Source organism: Butyrivibrio proteoclasticus (assembly GCF_900115735.1).
GTDB lineage: Bacteria > Bacillota > Clostridia > Lachnospirales > Lachnospiraceae > Butyrivibrio > Butyrivibrio proteoclasticus_B.
The window spans coordinates 1-20,527 of record NZ_FOXO01000014.1 but is presented as its reverse complement, the minus strand read 5'-3'; the positions used below and the strand labels follow the sequence as shown (position 1 = coordinate 20,527).

Below are 20,527 nucleotides of genomic sequence, written 5' to 3'. Positions count from 1 at the left end.
TAGAAGGTTGGATAAATGGGAGTCACATTTACAGAAGAACAGCAGGCCGTTATAGAAGCTAGAAAATCTAATATTTTGGTCTCGGCTGCAGCAGGTTCAGGAAAAACTGCCGTACTGGTAGAGAGAATCATACAGATGATCAGCAGCGATGTTGATATAGATCATCTTTTGGTTGTTACTTTTACTAAGGCTGCGGCTTCACAAATGAAAGAAAAAATAACACTGGCTATTCAAAAGAAACTGGAAGAAGAGCCGGATAATAAACATCTCCAAAAACAGGAGACGCTTATTCATAATGCCCAGATAACAACCATTGATTCTTTTTGTCAGTATGTTATCAGAAACAATTTTAATCATATAGGTCTTGATCCTTCTTTCAGAGTAGGAGACGAAGGAGAACTAAAGCTCCTTATGGAAGATGTCATGCAGACGCTTTTAGAGGAAGAATATACTCTGGCAAAGGAAGGGCAGAACGAAGATTTTGTTTACTGTATGAATTATTTCGGGACAGGAAGCAATGACAAAAAAGTTGAAGAATATATCTACCAACTCTATCGATTTTCTGAGAGTATGCCATGGCCTGAGGACTGGCTTGATGAAAGAGCAGGAGATTATTCGATTGAAGGGGAAAACTTTGAAGAGCTTCCATGGGTCAGGGATTGTGTTTTATATATTAAAAGCTCATTAAAGGAGTCAGCAGACAAACTCCTGACAGCTATAAAAATCTGTGAGGAGGCAGATGGACCATATATGTATGGTGATCTGCTGGAACAGGAAAAAGACAGTATTTATGCGGCTTTTCAGTATGATACCTACAATGAGCTGTTTGACAGGGTTCGCGGGATTTCTTTTGGCAGACTTCCAGGGAAAAAGGACGATTCCGTGTCTCCTGATAAAAAAGAGTATGTTCAGAAATTAAGAAACGGTGTTAAGGATGAGATAAAGAAACTGACAGAGAATTATCTGGCTCTTACTGCAGATGTAATAGTTGAGCAGATGAAGCTCTGTGACAGAGCAGTCAGAGAACTGTGCAGGCTGACGAAAGAGTTTAAAAAGCGCTTTGATGACATAAAGAGAGAAAAGCAGCTTATCGACTTTTCTGATATGGAGCATTTTGCGCTGCAGATTTTAGTTGACCATCCGGGGGATACGCCATCTGCTGTAGCACTTGAATACAGAGATTTTTACAGAGAAGTTCTGATTGATGAGTATCAGGATTCGAATAATGTTCAAGAGCTCATATTGAAATCCATTTCAGGTGATGATGTTGCAAAATCAGAGCGCTTTATGGTTGGTGATGTAAAGCAGAGTATTTACAAGTTCAGACTTGCCAGACCTGAGATCTTTATGGAGAAGCTTGGAACCTATTCTAAAGATCCTTCTTCAATTGAGCGAAGGATTGACCTTCACAAAAACTTTAGAAGCAGAAAAGAAGTTCTTGAGATCACAAACTATATCTTTAAAAAGATAATGGGAAATGATCTTGGAGGAGTAGAATATGACAAGGACGCTGAACTTGTGACCGGCGCGGAGTATGACTTGCCATCTTTTGATATGTCTCCGGAACTTATCATGATAGATCTGGAGCCCACAGCAGATGCCACCAACCCTGAAGTTGATATAGAATCATATGATCCTAAGGAAAAAGAGGCCCTTGCTATTTCAATCCGCATCAAAGAGCTTATGAAAGCTGATCCCAGTCTAAAGTTTAAGGATATAGTTATTCTTTTAAGAAGTAATGCCGGTTGGGATGATGTGTTTAAGAATATACTGGAAGAACAGGGGATACCTGCTTATATCGAATCTAAAAGCGGGTATTTTGAGACCGGTGAAATCAGTACCATGCTGAATGTTCTGACTATAATCGATAATCCACTTCAGGATATTCCACTTGTAGGTGTGATGCACTCTCCTATAGGAGGTTTTACTGATGAAGAACTTTCGGAGTATAGAATAGCTATTGATGCAGATGAAAACAGCTCTTTTGATGACTCTTTTTATCATGGACTTATTGGACTTGTAAATAAGGACAGGGAAAAATATAAAAAGCTCTCAGGATTTACGGATTTTCTGCAGGAACTAAGAGAGATGTCCGTATACACGCCTGTTCATGAGCTCCTTCAATACATCATAAGAAAGACAGGTTATGAGACTTATGTGGCAGCGCTCCCTTCAGGAAGCCAGAGAAAGGCTAATCTTGATCAGCTTCTTTCAAGGGCGCTGAGCTTTGAAAAGTCAAGCTTTAAAGGACTTTTCCACTTTATCAGATATATTGAGCACCTCAAAATTGCTATGGTGGATTATGGTGAGGCCGGAATCATTGATGAAAATGCGGATGTAGTTAGAATCATGAGTATCCACAAAAGTAAGGGACTGGAATTTCCCGTGGTTTTTGTTGCGGGGCTATCCAAAAAGTTTAATAAGATGGATACAAAGGGTGACCTGATTGCGGATATAGATCTTGGAATAGGCGTTAAGTGCATAAATACTGAACTCAGAGTGCGATATGATACTCTAAAACGTGTAGTTATCGCAGACAAGATGGAAAAAGACAGCCTGGGAGAAGAACTTAGAGTATTGTATGTAGCGCTTACAAGAGCCAAGGAAAAACTTATTATGACGGCTACTGCCAAGAGCCTGCATGACAAGATAGAGGCTGTGATAAGAAATGCACCTGTAATAGCAGGTAACGTTCTTTTGCCGTATTCCATGAGAACTTCTGCTGATAGTTATATTGATCTCATATTGCCATCTGCCATCCGACACCCCGGTGTTGAAAAATTGCTGGATAAAATGGGGATTGCAAAAGAAAATCTGATTCCATTTGTGGATAAGGATGCTGCGGATATTGCCTTTGAGTTTAAAAGCATGAATGATACGGAGCTTTCAGAAGCCCTGGGAAAAGAAAACTTAAAAGGGGTTATGAGGCTTGAAAATTTAAAGGGTGATATTGAAGCTTGCTTTGATGAGCAGTTATCTGAGAAACTAAAAAACAAGTTTAATGCCAAATATGCTCATGAAGATTTAAGAGGTCTTTTCACAAAAACCACAGTAACAGAATTAAAGAGTAAAAAGCTTCATGAGGAAGGCGAGGTGTTCACAAAAGAGATAAGTTATGAAGATCACGAAGAAAAGCCTGAAATTAAAGGTTCTTCAGACGTGCTTTCAGGTGCAGAACGAGGCACTGCATACCATAGAGTAATGGAGCTTTTAGATGAGCCTATCTATGGGGATGAAGGTCTTTTTGCCAAAACTAAGGATGAGATTGCGGATGAGGTAAAAGAATGGCTATTGCAAAAAGAAAAGCTGTCAGTGATTCCAACTGAGTATTTAAAGACGATCAAGCCCGGCGATATTGCCGCTTTTCTAAAGACGGATATTGGAAAGAGAATGGGAGGTGCTTTCAGAAATGGCAATCTTATGAGAGAAAAGCCATTTATGATGGGAATTCCTTCAAAAGAGCTTGATGCAAAGTTCCCGGATGGGGAAATGGTGCTTATTCAGGGAATCATTGATGCTTTCTTTATCGAAGATGGTGAGATAGTGCTGCTTGATTATAAGACTGATCACGTCAAGAGTGATACTGAGCTTGTTTCAAGATATAAAGTGCAGCTTGATTATTATAAAAGAGCTATTGAGGCATCGACTAATTTGAAGGTAAAAGAAGTATTTATTTATTCTTTTGCTATGGGAAAAGAAATCAGGCTTTGATAAAGGCAGGATGCTATTGACAAAACGACGCATGAAGCGTTAAATATGAATTGCAAAACAAAATACTACCGCTAGGGGAGCTTTGCTGAGATTGAACGGAGATTCCGTCGGACCCTTATTACCTGAACCGGATAATACCGGCGTAGGAAAGCATTAGATATTTATTATTGTCTACATTTGCATTGGATAATGATAAATCCTCCTCTTGATACGGTATTGTCAAAGGGAGGATTTTTTTATGGAATTATTTTTACAGGACGTCAGTGGTGAAGGAGTATACAGTTTCACAACTGGTGGGTATATTTTGTTCGTTGGGTTAATGGTTGCTGCACTTTTGGTTGTCAGCTATTTCGTGAATAAAGACGGAAAGGGCAGGATGAGCATCAGACAGCTCACAACATCAGCTCTTTGCATCGCGCTGGCGTTTGTCTTGTCAAATGTTAAAATTTTTAAAGCGCCAATGGGCGGATCTGTAACAGCATTCAGCATGTTCTTTATTACTTACATCGGTTATATGTATGGTCCTAGAGTAAGTCTTGCGGCAGCTTTTTCATATGGTCTTCTGCAGATGGTGATTGATCCTTATATTGTAAGCGTTCCACAGCTTGTCTGTGATTATGTACTTGCTTTTACAGCACTTGGTATTGCAGGATTTTTCCACAATAGCAAATACGGAATGTTCAAAGGATATATAGCAGGTGTTCTTGGAAGATATCTGTTTGCTGTTTTATCAGGAATTGTATTTTTTGCAGATTATGCACCTGAAGGAATGTCACCTGTAGTTTATTCACTTCTTTACAATGCTTCATATTTAAGTATTGAAGCAATCCTTACAATGATTATTCTCATGGTTCCTGTAGTAAGGACAGGACTTAACCGCCTCAAATGCGAAGCAAATGATATCGGAGTCAGAAGAGAAGCTACTCTATAATATAAGAAATATATCGTTGATAATCGTCGCTGCCTAAGGTAGCGGCGATTTTTATTCCATCTTCAAGGTATTCTGAAGATTTTACTACTCCTTTTCCGGTTAAAAGACTAAGTAGTCCGCCTTCAGAATAGGGTATAAGCATCTCACATTCATTTTCAGCTTCACCTAGTTTTTTCTCTACTAATTCTATAAGTGTATTCAGGCTGTCGTCAGCCTTGGCGGATATATATATCCTGTCATCCATAGCCTTTGGAACATTCATTACAAGCTGCCCGGCCATTTCCTGCTCATTCTGAACAACATCTGACTTGTTAAATACGTAGATTACCGGAATGTCTCCTGCGCCAATCTCTGCTAAAGTGTCCTTGGTCACATCCATATGATATCGATATTCGGGGTCTGAAAAGTCTATCACCTGAAGCAAAAGGTCAGCATATTTAGCTTCTTCAAGGGTTGATCTGAAAGCTTTAACAAGGGCGTGGGGCAGCTCGCTGATAAAACCTACGGTATCAGATAAAAGAAAAGGTCTGTGTCCCGGAGCGGAAATCTTTCTTACTGAGGTGTCAAGGGTGGCGAAGAGCATGTCTTTTTCAAGGACCTGTTTCTCATCAAAGGATTCACCGCCGTACATTCTAAGGAGATTGTTCATGATAGTGGATTTGCCGGCATTGGTATAGCCCACAAGGGAAATCCTTGGAAGACCTGATTTAAGACGCCTACCGCGCTGGGTATCGCGCTCTTTTTCAATGGCACTTAAGTCTCTTCTAAGCTCTGCCATTCTGTGCTCAATGCGTCTTCTGTCAAGCTCAAGCTGCTTTTCTCCTGACCCTTTATTGGAGAGCCTTCCGCTTCCGCCGCCCTGCCTTGAAAGAGAAGTTCTCATATGGGCAAGTCTTGGTAACATATACTGAAGCTGGGCATATTCTACCTGTTGTCTTGCCTCTTTTGTTCTGGCTCTTTTGGCAAAAATCTGCAGAATGAGGCCGGTTCTGTCAATAACTTCTGTATCCAGAGCCTTTTCGAGGTTTCTTATCTGCATGGGTGAGAGAGTATCATTAAATATAATGATGTCAGCGTCAAAAATATCTAAAGAACTGAGTATTTCTTCGACTTTTCCACTGCCTATATAAGTGCTTCTGTCCGGATTTGGAAGTGACTGTGTCACTGTGCAGGCAACCTCTATATCCAGGGCCTTTGTCAGATCTTTTAACTCATTCATTGACCGACAGAAGTCTGAATCGCTTTCTTTCTGATTCAGACCTACCAAAATAGCGCGCACTGATTCTTTTTCAGTATTTGATTCATAAAATGCTGGTTTCATATTCTATTCCCTTACTATATTCACGGATTTATCCGAAATTTTTCTTGCATAAACATAAAAAAAGTAATTTAATTTATTTATATATGCTATCACAAATTGGAGGAGAATTATGGAAAATTTAAAGATTCCGAGTGGCTATGTATCTGCGCTTGATTTACATGATACACAGGTTGCCATCAAGACAGTTAAAGATTTCTTTCAGGGGATGCTTTCCACCAGGCTCAATCTTCAGAGAGTTACAGCCCCTTTATTTGTTACACCTGAGTCAGGTCTTAATGACAATCTTAATGGTGTAGAGAGGCCTGTTTCTTTTGATATCCTTCATCAGGACGGTCGCAATGCTGAGATAGTACATTCTCTTGCTAAATGGAAAAGATATGCGCTTAAGAAGTACGGCTTTAATGTGGGCGAGGGCTTATATACTGATATGAACGCCGTAAGACGTGATGAGATTCCTGATAATATTCACTCCATTTTTGTAGATCAGTGGGATTGGGAAAAAGTTATTACTAAAGAGGATAGAAACGAAGAATTCCTCAAGGAAACAGTAAGAAACGTATATAAGGTGCTCCGCAAGACTGAGAAGTTTATGTCAATTCAGTATGACTATATTGAAGAGATACTTCCTGAGGAAATTTTCTTTATCACTACTCAGGAACTCGAGGAGATGTTCCCTGAATATACCCCAAAGGAACGTGAGTACTACATTGCCAAGGCTAAAGGCGCTGTATGCATCATGAAGATTGGTGATCTTTTACCTTCAGGCGATAGACACGACGGAAGAGCTCCTGACTATGATGACTGGGAACTCAATGCTGATATTATCGTATATTATCCGGTTCTTGATATTGCACTTGAACTATCAAGCATGGGTATCCGCGTAGATGAAAACTCTCTTAAGTCACAGCTTAAGAAAGCAGGCTGCGAGGAGAGAGCTAAGCTTCCATTCCAGAAGGCAATTCTGGATAAAGAGCTTCCATATACTATCGGCGGTGGAATTGGACAGTCCAGAATCTGCATGTTTTTCTTAAGAAAGGCACATATCGGAGAAGTTCAGTGTTCAATTTGGCCAGAAGATATGGTAAAAGAGGCAGTTTCTAACGGAATTCAGATTCTTTAAACGGATTATTCGCAATTTCTTCACAGAATAGTCACACTTTAACGTTATACTTTTAAAGTCTCATAAAGAAAGGGGTGACTATTTATGTTAAGACAGATGATTAGAAAGAACATAAGCTTACAGCCTTCACAGGTTAAGAACTTCGTGGAAACAGCTTCGAAGTGCAACTTTGACGTGGATATATATTACAACAGATATGTAGTAGATGCTAAATCAATTTTAGGTGTTCTTGGCCTTGATTTTACTCAGAATCTTACTGTAGAGTTCAGCGGACATAACGCAGAATTTGAACAGTATCTTGATAGTCTTGCAGTAGCAGGCTGATAAAACGTGTTCATTGTAGATTAAAAGGGCTTCATGGTATAAAATATCATGGAGCTTTTTATTTTTCTAAGAAAAGCCTGATTTAAATAAGTATAGGTTTTTTGTTTTTCTGGAAAAAAAGAACCTATAGATTCCGGAGAGTATATGAGGATAGAGATATCTGTACGCGCACTTGTTGAGTTCATACTTCGAAACGGCGACATAGATAACAGAATACACCAGGCTCCAGCAGATGCCATGCAGGAAGGCAGCCGAATACACAGAATGATACAAAAGAGCATGGGACCGGATTATCACGCAGAAGTGCCTCTTGAGTATGTCTATGAGGCAAATGGATATGAGCTCGTAATATCCGGTAGAGCGGATGGCGTTTTAGATAAATTTTTTGGGAAGCCCGGAGCATATGATGCTCAGGAGTCATTTATCGAAAAGAGTGTAGCAATGCCCCTGATAGATGAGATTAAGGGCACCTACAGAGATCTAAACCACTTAAAAGAACCTGTTTTAGTACATTTGTCTCAGGCTAAATGCTATGCTGCCATTTATTCAAGGCAGATAAAGTGCCCCGAGATCAAGGTCAGAATGAGTTATTGCAACATAGACTCAGAGGAAATGAAGTATTTTGACTATAAGTTTTCTTATAAAGAGATAACAGGGTGGTTTGACGATATTGTAAGCAGCTACTTAAAGTGGTCTGATTTTGAATATAACTGGAGTATAGAAAGAACCGCTTCTCTTAAGAAGGTTGCTTTTCCCTTTACTTACAGAGATGGGCAAAAAGACCTGGCTGCAGGTGTTTACAGAACTATCATACATGGGAAAAAGCTGTTTTTGGAAGCTCCAACCGGCACAGGAAAGACTATAACCACTGTATTTCCTGCGGTTAAGGCTATGGGTGAGGGGAAAACCAGTAAGATCTTTTACCTGACAGCAAAGTCTATAACAAGGACGGTTCCGGAAGAGGCATTTAATACCCTGAGAAAAACACAGAATATGAGTCTTAAGACGGTTACAATAACTGCCAGGGATAAGATATGCTTTTTGGAAGACGCCGAGAGAAACTGCAATCCGGTTGTATGTCCATATGCAAAAGGGCATTATGACAGAATAAACGATGCCATATTTGACTGCCTGACTCACGAGGATTCTTTTAACAGGGAAGTTATCATTGAATATGCCAAAAAACATGAGGTTTGTCCTTTTGAGATGTCTCTGGACATGAGTCTTTGGGCAGATGCAGTAATATGCGATTATAATTACGTTTTTGATCCTTTTGTTTATCTTCGCAGATTCTTTGCTGACGGTGTAAAGGGTGACTATATTTTTCTTGTTGATGAAACACATAACCTTCTGGATAGGGGAAGGGACATGTATAGCGCGGTTCTTAGAAAAGAAAACTTTCTGGAGCTTAAAAATACAATAAAAGAATATCATCCAAGCATTGCGGGACATTTGGATAAATGCAACAAGGTAATGCTGGATATGAAGAGAGAATGTGATGGGTGTACAAAGCTTACTTCAATAGAAAAGCTGGTTAATCCACTAAACAGGCTGGCGGGAATAATATCCGAGTATTTGGAAAATCATTCTGAAGGTCCATGTAGAGAGGATATACTGGAATTTTACTTTGATATATCGCGGTTTTTGACAATTTATGACAGGGTGGATGATCACTATGTTATGTATAGTGAGTTTTCTGAAGATGGAAGCTTTTTAGTAAGACTTTTCTGCGCTGATCCGTCAAGAAATCTATCGGAATGTATGGAGAGAGGCAGATCAGCAATACTTTTTTCTGCAACTCTTTTACCTATTCAGTATTACAAGAAGCTTCTCGGTGGAACGGATGAAGATTTTGAAATGTATGCTAAATCTGTTTTTGATCCGAACAGACTAGGGCTTTTTATCGGGAGTGATGTTACCAGCAGGTATTCGCAAAGAAGTGATTCACAATACATGAATATTGCAGGTTATATCCACAATATTGTCAGTGCAAGGAGTGGAAATTACCTGATTTTCTTTCCATCGCATCAGTTTTTGGATGATGTTCTTGCCTGTTATGTGGATAACTTTTTGGATGAGGATACAACAGAAGTACTTGTTCAAAAGAGCTTTATGAGCGAGGACGCCAGAGAGATGTTTCTGGACAGGTTCTCAGCAGGGAATAATCTTGATCTTTCAAAAGTTATCCACATGGATATCGATATTGTTGAGGATAAAAATATACTGGGATTTTGCGTGATGGGTGGTATATTCAGTGAGGGCATTGATCTTAAGTATGACAGCCTTATTGGCGTAATTGTGGTTGGAACAGGCATACCTCTTGTGTGTAACGAAAGAGAGATATTAAGGGGCTATTTTGATGATAAGGGGCTTGATGGTTTTGACTATGCTTATAGATTTCCGGGGATGAACAAGGTCCTTCAGGCTTCAGGAAGAGTGATCAGAACTGAAGAAGATACGGGCGTTGCGGCACTTTTGGATGATAGGTTTATGCAGGGGAGCTACAGATCTCTTTTCCCAAGAGAGTGGAAAAATTATAAAACTGTAACGACCGGAACAGTCAAAAACGCGGTATCTCGCTTCTGGACAGGACTTAGCGGCAATTAGTATTCTGATTTTTGGAGAAAACAATATAAAGAAAGCACGATAGTTTACATAAAATATAAATATGAAAATTTATGTAATCCAAAGTACCGTATAAATTGTATCAATTGAATGTTCAATTTAACGCTTCGATAGAAAACTGATACAGAAGATACCGATAAATGACATGTGTATCATGTGGATAACTCTGTGGAAACTGGGGATTAGTCGAAAAATAGATATAAAAAAGCCGCTAAAATAGGCATTTTGAATAGTGTGTAAAATGCACATGGGATTGTGTGTAAAAATGCTCTTATGACCGTTAAGGTCAACGACTATATGTAAACCATGATGCACATTTGACATACGTGTCATGTTGCTAGCAAACTTACGATGTTGTATACTGACTCTAGTTTTTTTATGGTTCTTATGCTGGCTTGAGGTAGCACGATGAATATTAAAAATTTTGATTCCGAAATACAGGCTTTATATGATGAAGTACTTACTACCAGAACGAGTATGTCCAGTAGTTATATTAGTGCCTGTAACAGATTTATCAGAAAAGCCAAAGAAGCAGATGATCAAAATCTTTTGGGCTATGCCTATTATTATCTGGCAGATTCATATTATCTTTTAACAACAGATTACAGAAAGTTTAATCATAATCTGTTGAAAGCAATTGAAATATTGCAGACATGTGGTGAAAATGAGTATTTGGCAAGATGCTATAATCTTTTGGGCATAGATGCGCTAAATCATGGAAACTACGAGCTGGCTCTTGATTTCTTTTTATCAGGAAAAAGACAATGTGAAGATCTTGATAGCAATGTCACAGGCTTTATAGATTTTAATATAGGTCAGATTTATTATACGGCCGGAGATCCGAAGCAGGCTTTGACATATATTCGTTCGGCCTACAAACAGATCAGAAAAAATAAAAAAGATAGTTTATATTACAGAAATGTTTTGTTCTGTTACTGTTTTGAAGCAGATTGTTACATGGAACTGGAAAAGCCGGATTCTGTGAAAAAGTGTCTCCTTGGAATAGATAAGCTGGAAGAAAAGAATAAAGACAGCAAGGAATTTACAAATGGTATCACTGCCACGGACATAAGAACCAGAGGTTATCATTACCTTGGTGATATGGTGAAATTCCAGAGATATGCTTTAATGCTTCTAAAAATAATACAAAACAATAAGCATCCGCTTGATAATATTGAAGACATATTTATCATGTGTCGTTTCTTTATTAAGATTGGCTGGATTGACGAAGCTGTTCGTATAGTTGATAATACTGAAAGGTCCCTTGCAGATTTTAATATTGCACATCTGAAAAAAGACTTTGCCAAGCTAAAATGTGAGTTATATGCTTGTCTTGGCAATAAAAAGAAAAAGAACGAAGCGCTGAATGAATTTTTTCAGGCATCTAATGATGAAGAAAAGGAAAGACTTGCCAACTATAAGTTTTTCACAGATATCAGAAACAGACTTCATGCTATTGAAAAAGAAAATGTTATTCTTCAGAAGCAGGCTTCAACAGATCCACTGACAGGTCTTGGAAACAGATATGGACTTAATAAGTTTGCGGATGCTGCATTTGAGAAAGCCTTTGAGCTTAAGAGATCGCTGGCGGTAGAGTTTCTTGACATAGATAATTTCAAGCAGTATAACGATACCTATGGTCATCAGGCAGGCGATGAGTGTCTTACTAAGGTAGCCTCCATAATAAACGAAATGGCCAGAGAAAATGAACTCATTCACGCCTTTAGATATGGCGGTGATGAATTTGTTATTATATATGAAAGCATGACTGATAAAGAAGTCATGGAATATGCTACAATGCTTAGACAGGCTGTGCTCAATCTTGGGCTATCCAGCCGCTATTCCGATAAGAAAATCGTGACAATCTCTCAGGGAATCAGGAACTCTGTTCCTCAGGAGACGACTAAGCTCTGGGACTATATGTACGCTGCGGACAATGCTCTTTATCAGGTAAAGGAGCATACCAAAGGCGAGATAATAATGCTTCATAAGGCAGTTATCTCACAGAAGTCACTGGATGATGCGACACACCTTTAAGTAAATTAGAGAACTTTTATAAGGAGATAATTATGAAAAAAGAACTTGCTAAGACCTATGATCCAAAGGGTATCGAAGCTCGTCTTTATTCAAAGTGGGAAGAAAAAAAGTATTTCCACGCAGAAGTAGATGAGACCAAAAAACCTTTTACTATTGTAATCCCACCGCCAAATATTACCGGTAAGCTTCACATGGGACATGCACTCGATAATACTATGCAGGATATCCTCATCAGATACAAGAGAATGCAGGGTTATAATGCACTTTGGCAGCCTGGAACAGACCATGCTTCTATTGCTACAGAGGTTAAGATCATCGATACTCTCAAAAAGGAAGGAATTGATAAGAGAGACCTTGGAAGAGAGAAATTCCTTGAGAGAGCATGGGAGTGGAAAAAAGAATACGGCGGAACAATCATTCAGCAGCTTAAAAAGCTTGGTTCATCATGTGATTGGGACAGAGAGCGTTTCACAATGGATGAAGGCTGTAATGAAGCTGTAACTGAGGTCTTTTGCAAGATGCACGAGAAAGGCTATATCTATAAAGGCAGCCGAATCGTTAACTGGTGTCCTGTTTGTAAGACTTCTATTTCTGATGCAGAAGTTGAGTACGAAGAGCAGGCAGGCCATTTATGGCACATTAAATATCCTGTAATTGATGAAAATGGCAAGGTTTCAGATACTGAGTTTATTGAGTTTGCTACAACACGTCCTGAAACTATGCTTGGTGATACAGCAGTTGCTATAAACCCTGATGACGACAGATACAAGAGTTTCAAGGGTAAGAAAGTTCTTTTACCTATAGTAAACAGAGAGCTTCCTATCGTTGAGGATTCTTATGTTGATATGGAATTTGGTACAGGTGTAGTTAAGATTACTCCTGGTCATGACCCTAACGACTTCGAGGTTGGAAAGCGTCACGGTCTTGAGGAGATAAACATCCTCAATGATGATGCAACTATCAATTCAAACGGTGGCAAATTTGCAGGAATGGACAGATATGCTGCAAGAGAGGCTATTGTAAAAGAACTTGATGAGATGGGACTTCTTGTTAAGATAGAGGACTATACTCACAACGTTGGAACTCATGATCGTTGCCATACTACTGTTGAGCCTATGATCAAGGCTCAGTGGTTTGTAAAGATGGATGAGCTCATCAAACCTGCAGTTAAAGCCGTAAAGGATGGAGAGATCAAGCTTATTCCTTCAAGAATGGATAAGACATATTTTAACTGGACAGACAATATCCGTGACTGGTGTATTTCAAGACAGCTTTGGTGGGGACACAGAATTCCTGCTTACTACTGTGATGACTGCGGTGAAGTAGTTGTTGCAAAGACAGCTCCTACAGTATGTCCTAAGTGTGGAAAAACACATTTTACACAGGATCCTGATACACTTGATACATGGTTCTCTTCAGCTCTTTGGCCATTTGAGACACTTGGCTGGCCTCATGAGACTAAGGAACTTAAGTACTTCTTCCCTACAGATGTGCTTGTAACAGGTTATGACATTATCTTCTTCTGGGTAATCAGAATGATCTTCTCAAGCTACGAGCATATGGGAACATATCCTTTCAAGACAGTTCTTTTCCACGGACTTGTAAGGGATTCTCAGGGTAGAAAGATGAGTAAGTCACTTGGAAATGGTATCGATCCTTTGGATATCATTGATAATTACGGTGCTGATGCTCTGAGACTTACACTTATCACAGGTAATGCTCCTGGTAATGATATGCGTTTCTACAATGAGAGAGTAGAAAATAGCCGTAATTTTGCCAATAAGGTTTGGAATGCTTCCAGATTTATCATGATGAATATGGGCGAAGACGCAAAGAGCGCTATCCATCAGCCGGCTCCTGAAGGTCTCGAGCCTGTAGATCACTGGATCCTTTCCAAGTTTAATAAGACTGTAAAAGAAGTAACAGATAACATGGATCATTTTGAACTTGGAATCGCAGTTCAGAAGGTTTATGACTTCATTTGGGATGAGTTCTGCGACTGGTACATTGAGATGGTTAAGCCTCGCCTTTACAATTCAGACAACAAACAGTCACATGAAGCAGCTCTTTGGACACTTCAGACAGTACTTATCGGAGCACTTAAGCTTCTGCACCCATATATGCCATTTATCACAGAGGAAATATTCTGCACAATGCAGGATGAAGAGGAATCAATCATGATTTCTGACTGGCCTGTATATAAAGATGAGTGGAATTTTGCTGATGACGAGAAGGCTATAGAGACGATTAAGGAAGCTGTTCGTGGAATCCGTAATGTAAGAACTCAGATGAATGTTGCTCCATCCCGCAGGGCTAAGGTATTTGTTGTAAGTGAGAGCAGTGAAGTTCTTGATATCTTTAAAACTGGTAAGCTTTTCTTTGAGTCTCTTGCATATGCCTCAGAGTCAGTATGCCAGAAAGATAAGACAGGAATTGCTGATGATGCTGTATCAGTAGTACTTGCTGATGCAACTGTATATATTCCTTTCTCAGACCTTGTAGATATTTCAGCTGAGATTGAAAGACTTACAAAAGAACAGAAAAAGCTTGAAGGAGAACTTAAGAGATCACAGAACATGCTCAGCAATGAGAAGTTCCTTTCAAAGGCTCCTGCAGAGAAAATTGCTGAAGAAAAAGAAAAACAGCAGAAGTATCAGCAGACATACGACCAGATTACAGAGCGTCTTAAGCAACTTAGCAAATAATATAAGACTATCTGTTTGTGCAGCTTGGATAGGTTATGACAAAAGAGATAAATGATAGTATAAATCGAATATTGGAATCTGCATCAAGTGGAAATGGAGTTTCGGTTAGGGAATGTGAAGAGTTCCTTAACCGGATTCCAGGCTTTACAGATAAGCATACGATCGAAGATACAAAGGAGTTCCTTGAATATTTAGGAAATCCTGACAAAAACATGAAGATCATCCATGTTGCCGGGACTAACGGAAAAGGCTCGGTTTGCAGCTACCTTACATCTATATTGATGAAAGCAGGATACAAGGTGGGGACGTTTGTTTCGCCTCACCTTATTAAAGTTAACGAGAGGTTTCTTGTGAATGGCAGGATGATCTCAGATTCTTTGTTTGTGGAAGTTTTTGTGGAAACCCTTCAAAGAGTTATGGAATATGGCAAGGTTGGCTATTTTCCTACATATTTTGAGTACTTATTCTTTATGTCTATGATACTTTATGATGTTTATCCTGTGGATTACCTCATTCTTGAAACAGGGCTTGGTGGAAAACTTGATGCCACTAATTCAATTGGAGTACCAGAGATAAACATCATTACTGAAATTGGTTTTGACCATATGCAATACCTTGGAAATACCATTGAAGAGATAGCAGGAGAGAAAGCCGGTATAATAAGGCAAGGAGTTCCTACAGTCTTTTTTGACAAGCAGCCACAAAGCTCGGAAGTAATAAAGAAAAAGGCACTGGAGCTGGATTCCAGAGCTGTTGTAATTCAAAAAAAGGACATTGAAAATGTTAGGGTAATATGCGATGAAAACGGAAACAAATTCATTGCTTTTTCGTATAATTCCCTTTATGATAAATATGTTGACCTAAAATTGTCGACCCAGGCCAGATATCAGGCAGAGAATGCTGCAATAGCTGTGACAGCCGCAGAAATACTTAAGGATAAGGGCGCTGACATATCCAAACAGGATATTCAAGAAGGTCTTATTACGGCTAAATGGGAAGGCAGAATGGAGGAAATCCGTCCGGGAATATATGTGGATGGAGCTCATAATATTGACGGAATAGAGGCGTTTCTTGATTCTGTAGAAGGAATAGAGGCTCAGGGTAAGAAAATACTGCTTTTTGGTGTTGTTTCCGATAAACAGTATTTACGCATTGTTGATAAGATACTGTTAAGAAAACAGTTTGATGCCATATATGTAGCAACTCTCGAGACCTCAAGATCTGTTTCAGTGGCTGAACTTAAGGGCGCTTTTGAACATGGCAAGGAAGAGTTTGGGATTTTTGGACTTCCTATAAAGTACTATTCCAATGTAAGGGATGCTTTAACGGATATCATTACTTACAGAAAATCGGGTGATATTGTTTTTGCTGCAGGATCTTTATATCTTATAGGCGAGATCAAATCTATGATGTGAAAATAAAAATTGTTGAGTTAGCTCGCAATTTATATTTGATACGAGGACAATTATGCTGAATTTTGAAGAAGAACTTAAAAAATTCAAACCAAGCCTTGAAATAGAGGATACTGAAGACATTATCTACAATCAGGATCTTGATGATATGTCGGATGTACTTGTAAAGCTTTTAAAAGAGGCAAGAAGCGAAGCTGATAACCAGAGAAGGACAAGATGACAGATGAGGTGCGCTAATTGCAACACTGAATTGAACAACACTGACATTTGCCCGGGTTGCGGAAGAAATGTCAGAACATATAAGAAAATGGTCAGCCTTTCAAACAGGCTTTATAACGAAGGCCTTGAGAAGGCAAGTGTCAGAGACCTTTCAGGAGCTGTGGTTTCCCTTAGGCAGAGTCTTAAGCTTGACAAGAATAACATTGATGCCAGAAACCTTCTTGGACTTATCTACTATGAGACCGGGGAGGTTGTTGCTGCACTTTCAGAATGGGTTATCAGTAAGAATCTTGAAACCGGTGAGAATACTGCTGATTATTTCATGGATACAGTGAGAAACAGCCCTGCTAAGCTTGATGAGATAAATCAGATGATAAAGAAATTTAATATCGCTTTGAATTACTGTAAACAGGACAGCTTGGATCTTGCTGTCATACAGCTTAAAAAGGTGCTTTCACTCAATAGTAATTTTGTTAAAGCACATCTTTTGTTGTGCCTTTTATACTTAAAAAGTGGCAACTGGGACAGGGCCAAGGCAGAAGCCGGTAAGGCACTTAAACTTGATACAGGAAATATAATGGCTAAGCGATACCTTAAGGAAGCTGACGATATGCTGCTTCCGGGTGAGAGTGGTAAGCTTGTTTCTGATATAGCTACAGATTCTGATGATGTTATCAGATATAACAGCGGCAATGAGATGATAATTCAGCCGGTAAAAAAGACTGCAATTACAAGAACCGGATCCATATGGGGGATAGTTCTCGGAATGATTTTAGGTATTGCAGCGTCATGTTTCCTTATTCTTCCTCAGAGAATCGCAGGTATTAATTCCAATAATCAGGAAAAGATAACTCAGATCAGTGAAGAATCTGATGCAAAGTCGGCACAGATAAATGACTATGAACAGCAGATTGCTACACTTAAAAGTCAGGTAGAAGAACTTGAGGGGCAGGTTTCAGGATATGAAGGTGCAACTTCCACTTCAGCAGCAATGAATTCTCTTATGAAGGCTGCATCAATTTACATCAAGGATTCAAGTGATGTGGATGGAATCGCCGGGGCACTTGCTGATGTTGATCTTACTGTGATTGGTGATGATGTTACATCCGAATTTACAGATCTTTACGATAATCTTATGGTACTTGTTGGCCCACAGCTTGCAACATCATATTATAATACCGGATACAGTGCCTACAAAGAAAGTGATTATGAAACGGCTATCAGTAACCTTTCAAAGGCATATCAATATGACAATACCAACGTGAATACATTGTATTATCTTGGTAATTCATATTACAATAGTGGTGATATCGCAAAGGCCAAAGAGGTCTATGATGAAGTTATTACCAGATTCCCTGAGACAAAGAGTGCTCAGGAAGCTAAGACAAAGCTTGCAGAGATCAATAATTCTGACGGCTGATAAAGCAGATTGAGGCGATAGAAATATCGCCTTATTTTTGAAGGAATATAGTGGGGATATGATAAATTTTTCAGACTTGGGTTTTATTTTCAGGTTTTTACCTGTTTTTTTAGTTGCATTTTATCTGACTCCTGTAGCATATAGAAGTGTTACCCTGCTTGTGGGTAGCTTAACATTTTATGCGGTGGGAGATATGAAGGGACTTGCAGTTCTGTGCGTAGCCGTGATAGTCAACTACTTATTTGGGAGAGCGCTCAGGGGGGAGAAGAAAAAGTTTCTTCTTGCTTTTATTCTTTGTCTGGATGCATTAATGCTTGTTGAGTTTAAGCTTCTCTCACAGTTTGTGGATAATTCTCTTATGCCAATTGGTATTAGCTTTTATACCTTTAAGCTGATTTCTTATCAGGCAGATCTCTACATGGGAAAAATAGATGAAGAGCCGCGCTTTATAGATGTTGCGGCTTATTTTTGCATGTTTCCCCAGGTTGTTTCCGGACCTATCATGCGTTTCTCAGACTATCAGAAAAAGACATATTTTCATGAAAAAGAGGACATTCTTTCTGCGATAGAGGATGGACTAAGATTCTTTGTTGTAGGTCTTGGAATGAAGGTTCTTTTGGCTGATCATTTATCAATGTTGTGGAATGATATTGGAACTATAGGCTATGAGAGTATTTCTACACCTCTCGCCTGGATTGGTGCTGTTACTTATAGTCTTGAACTATATTATGATTTTTGGGGATATTCACTGATGGCTGCGGGTATAGGAGTTATGCTTGGTTTTCCATTTGTGATCAACTTTGATCAGCCATACAAATCAGCAAGTGTTTCTGAGTTTTACAGAAGGTGGCATGCTTCACTGGGTTCCTGGTTTAGAGATTATATCTATATTCCTCTTGGAGGAAGCAGGGTAAGTGATGGAAGGATTGTTTTAAATCTTTTCGTTGTCTGGCTTATTACCGGATTTTGGCATGGAGTAACGCCAAACTTTATTTTATGGGGATTGGTTCTGTTTGGAATCATTGTATTTGAGCGATTTGTTATGTTTAGTAAAATGCCGGAAATTGCACGAAAAATACTGGGAAGGTTTAATGTACTTGTACTTATTCCGTTGACATGGGTAATTTTTGCAATTTCTGACTTTAAGGGACTTGCGGATTATTTTAAAAGGCTGTTTCCTTTCTTTGGTCAGGGAATATCAGTAAATGGAAGTGACTATATAAAGAACCTTGGAATTTATGGTGGATTTTTGGCAGTGTCAATTATTCTCTTGCTGCCGGGATTATATAAATTTTTCGAAGTAAAGAGGAAACGTCCGGTTTGTTCAGTGTTATTATTTGTTCTTTTTTGGGCTTGTATTTATAGTTTATCCAATGCTGCCGGTAATCCTTTTATGTATTTTAGATTTTAAGGAATGAAAATGAAACTGATTAAGACTTGTCCCTTGTTGATCGGGGTTGCGATCACAGCTATCTTAATATCGATATTGTCTTTTGCATTAAAGGACAGTGTGTACAGAGAGTACAGAAGTTCTGGAGATTTTGATACGCCTATCCTTGCATGCTTTTTTAAAGCTGCTGCTGACGGAGTTTTTCCATGGACAAAAAAATCGGTGGATTCATCTGATTATTTTGGAGAAAATGTGGAAAACAGCGTGAATGATCAGCCGACTATAGAGGATGGAAGTGGTTATGAAGACCAGCAGGATGGTGCTTCAACTGGTGATGATCCAGCTTCTCTTGAGGAAATATCTGGAAATGATGTATCAGGAGATGACATTTCGGGTAATTCTGGAGAAGTTTATGAATTTACACAGGTTGATGATGACTATTTTACTGATGCTCTTTTTATAGGGGATTCAAGAACAGTTGGCCTTTCTGAGTACTGTGAAGAATTGGCTTCCAGAGCAACATTCTATTCCAAAATATCATTGACTATTTATAATGCCATGAACACAGAATTTATTAAGACTGAAAATGGCAAAATAACTGTTGAGCAGGCGCTTTCCGAAAATCAGTTTTCCAAGATTTATATAATGCTTGGTCTTAATGAGATTGGAACAGGTACTCCTGAAACTTTTTGCGCAGCGTACAAAGGGGTAATTGACAGAATTCGTGAACTTCAGCCTGATGCGATCATTTATATTCAGGGTATTATGCATGTAACAGAGAAAAAGAGTAGTTCAGATGATTACTTTAACAACGAGAATATAAATATCAGAAACAGCGCATTATCCGAACTTGCGGATAATAAAACTATTTTTTATCTGGATATGAATGAAGCTGTTGATGACGAAAATGGAAATCTTTTATCAGAGCTTTCTTTTGACGATGTTCATCTTAAAGCTTCATCATATGAGAGATGGCATCAGTATTTGCTTGCAAATGCTATTGTTAAGGAATAAGGGTAGGTGTTAAAATGGCTAGAGAAATGACTTTTAAAATGGAAAGGCCCGGACTTCTTAAAGAGGGAGATCATGTGACAGTTACGGAAGGCGTTCTTCCAAGTAACTATTATTACACAATTGATCCATCACTTGCTATGTCAGGTAATTTCCCGTTCAGAGAGAGAATGCTTGAAAGGGAAGGAGTTGTGACTAAGGTTGAGGAGAACGACAGGGGCTTCTATGTGACTGCTGTTTTTGAGCAGAGCACTTAATGAGGTAGTTTCGAATTTAGTGCGAGCCATGGGTGAACACTTGG

At 39.0% G+C, this 20,527-nt stretch carries 14 protein-coding genes and 1 riboswitch; of the genes, 13 read left to right on the top strand and 1 reads right to left on the bottom strand.

All coding sequences use genetic code 11. The annotated features are described in order from the left end of the window. Positions 1-15 precede the first annotated feature (15 nt). Together addA and thiT are read left to right on the top strand one after the other, a co-directional pair. Entirely contained in the window at positions 16-3,711 is a 3,696-nt protein-coding gene (gene addA, locus BM146_RS09910) for a helicase-exonuclease AddAB subunit AddA (protein ID WP_074888085.1), read from the top strand. Between the two features lie 63 nt (positions 3,712-3,774). After that, a riboswitch (TPP riboswitch) is annotated at positions 3,775-3,877 on the top strand. A gap of 72 nt (positions 3,878-3,949) precedes the next feature. Beyond that, on the top strand, positions 3,950-4,642 hold the full coding sequence (thiT, locus tag BM146_RS09905; protein ID WP_074888082.1) for an energy-coupled thiamine transporter ThiT: 693 nt from the start codon (positions 3,950-3,952) through the stop codon (positions 4,640-4,642). Here the strand turns inward: thiT and hflX are convergent. After that, positions 4,632-5,963, bottom strand: a complete 1,332-nt coding sequence (gene hflX, locus BM146_RS09900; protein WP_074888078.1) for a GTPase HflX — start codon at positions 5,961-5,963, stop codon at positions 4,632-4,634. The genes thiT and hflX overlap by 11 nt on opposite strands. 109 nt (positions 5,964-6,072) lie before the next feature. On the opposite strand from hflX, the gene asnA reads away from it, so the two are divergent. The 11 genes from asnA (at position 6,073) to BM146_RS09850 (ending at position 20,483) form a co-directional block, all read left to right on the top strand. Beyond that, positions 6,073-7,083 (top strand): aspartate--ammonia ligase, encoded by a 1,011-nt coding sequence (gene asnA / locus BM146_RS09895; RefSeq protein WP_074888075.1) that lies wholly within the window; start codon positions 6,073-6,075, stop codon positions 7,081-7,083. 84 nt (positions 7,084-7,167) lie between these two features. Further along, positions 7,168-7,407, top strand: a complete 240-nt coding sequence (locus BM146_RS09890) for an HPr family phosphocarrier protein (RefSeq protein ID WP_242949380.1) — start codon at positions 7,168-7,170, stop codon at positions 7,405-7,407. A 144-nt stretch (positions 7,408-7,551) separates the two neighbouring features. Continuing rightward, positions 7,552-10,014, top strand: a complete 2,463-nt coding sequence (locus tag BM146_RS09885; RefSeq protein WP_074888072.1) for an ATP-dependent DNA helicase — start codon at positions 7,552-7,554, stop codon at positions 10,012-10,014. 426 nt (positions 10,015-10,440) lie between these two features. Next, positions 10,441-12,069: a tetratricopeptide repeat-containing diguanylate cyclase gene (locus tag BM146_RS09880; RefSeq protein ID WP_074888070.1), complete on the top strand. Its 1,629-nt coding sequence runs from the start codon at positions 10,441-10,443 to the stop codon at positions 12,067-12,069. Between the two features lie 32 nt (positions 12,070-12,101). Then, positions 12,102-14,774, top strand: coding sequence for a valine--tRNA ligase (locus BM146_RS09875; protein ID WP_074888067.1), 2,673 nt, complete (start codon positions 12,102-12,104; stop codon positions 14,772-14,774). Between the two features lie 35 nt (positions 14,775-14,809). Next, positions 14,810-16,189 (top strand): bifunctional folylpolyglutamate synthase/dihydrofolate synthase, encoded by a 1,380-nt coding sequence (locus BM146_RS09870; RefSeq protein WP_074888064.1) that lies wholly within the window; start codon positions 14,810-14,812, stop codon positions 16,187-16,189. Between the two features lie 52 nt (positions 16,190-16,241). Continuing rightward, positions 16,242-16,406, top strand: a complete 165-nt coding sequence (locus tag BM146_RS19465) for a hypothetical protein (RefSeq protein WP_177201635.1) — start codon at positions 16,242-16,244, stop codon at positions 16,404-16,406. Between the two features lie 3 nt (positions 16,407-16,409). After that, positions 16,410-17,825 (top strand): tetratricopeptide repeat protein, encoded by a 1,416-nt coding sequence (locus BM146_RS09865; protein WP_074888060.1) that lies wholly within the window; start codon positions 16,410-16,412, stop codon positions 17,823-17,825. A gap of 58 nt (positions 17,826-17,883) precedes the next feature. After that, complete coding sequence (locus BM146_RS09860; protein WP_083413480.1) at positions 17,884-19,236, top strand: MBOAT family O-acyltransferase; 1,353 nt, start codon at positions 17,884-17,886, stop codon at positions 19,234-19,236. Positions 19,237-19,245: 9 nt separating this feature from the next. Beyond that, positions 19,246-20,229 carry a GDSL-type esterase/lipase family protein gene (locus tag BM146_RS09855; protein ID WP_074888057.1) on the top strand — a complete coding sequence of 328 codons (984 nt, stop codon included), beginning with the start codon at positions 19,246-19,248 and terminating at the stop codon, positions 20,227-20,229. Positions 20,230-20,243: 14 nt separating this feature from the next. After that, on the top strand, positions 20,244-20,483 hold the full coding sequence (locus BM146_RS09850) for a hypothetical protein (protein WP_022774288.1): 240 nt from the start codon (positions 20,244-20,246) through the stop codon (positions 20,481-20,483). Positions 20,484-20,527: the final 44 nt, after the last annotated feature.

Excerpts from the sequence above, each read along its gene's own strand:
- addA (WP_074888085.1), top strand. The coding sequence starts at position 16 with ATGGGAGTCACATTTACAGAAGAACAGCAGGCCGTTATAGAAGCTAGA.
- thiT (WP_074888082.1), top strand. The coding sequence starts at position 3,950 with ATGGAATTATTTTTACAGGACGTCAGTGGTGAAGGAGTATACAGTTTC.
- hflX (WP_074888078.1), bottom strand. The coding sequence starts at position 5,963 with ATGAAACCAGCATTTTATGAATCAAATACTGAAAAAGAATCAGTGCGC.
- asnA (WP_074888075.1), top strand. The coding sequence starts at position 6,073 with ATGGAAAATTTAAAGATTCCGAGTGGCTATGTATCTGCGCTTGATTTA.
- BM146_RS09890 (WP_242949380.1), top strand. The coding sequence starts at position 7,168 with ATGTTAAGACAGATGATTAGAAAGAACATAAGCTTACAGCCTTCACAG.
- BM146_RS09885 (WP_074888072.1), top strand. The coding sequence starts at position 7,552 with ATGAGGATAGAGATATCTGTACGCGCACTTGTTGAGTTCATACTTCGA.
- BM146_RS09880 (WP_074888070.1), top strand. The coding sequence starts at position 10,441 with ATGAATATTAAAAATTTTGATTCCGAAATACAGGCTTTATATGATGAA.
- BM146_RS09875 (WP_074888067.1), top strand. The coding sequence starts at position 12,102 with ATGAAAAAAGAACTTGCTAAGACCTATGATCCAAAGGGTATCGAAGCT.
- BM146_RS09870 (WP_074888064.1), top strand. The coding sequence starts at position 14,810 with ATGACAAAAGAGATAAATGATAGTATAAATCGAATATTGGAATCTGCA.
- BM146_RS19465 (WP_177201635.1), top strand. The coding sequence starts at position 16,242 with ATGCTGAATTTTGAAGAAGAACTTAAAAAATTCAAACCAAGCCTTGAA.
- BM146_RS09865 (WP_074888060.1), top strand. The coding sequence starts at position 16,410 with ATGAGGTGCGCTAATTGCAACACTGAATTGAACAACACTGACATTTGC.
- BM146_RS09860 (WP_083413480.1), top strand. The coding sequence starts at position 17,884 with ATGATAAATTTTTCAGACTTGGGTTTTATTTTCAGGTTTTTACCTGTT.
- BM146_RS09855 (WP_074888057.1), top strand. The coding sequence starts at position 19,246 with ATGAAACTGATTAAGACTTGTCCCTTGTTGATCGGGGTTGCGATCACA.
- BM146_RS09850 (WP_022774288.1), top strand. The coding sequence starts at position 20,244 with ATGGCTAGAGAAATGACTTTTAAAATGGAAAGGCCCGGACTTCTTAAA.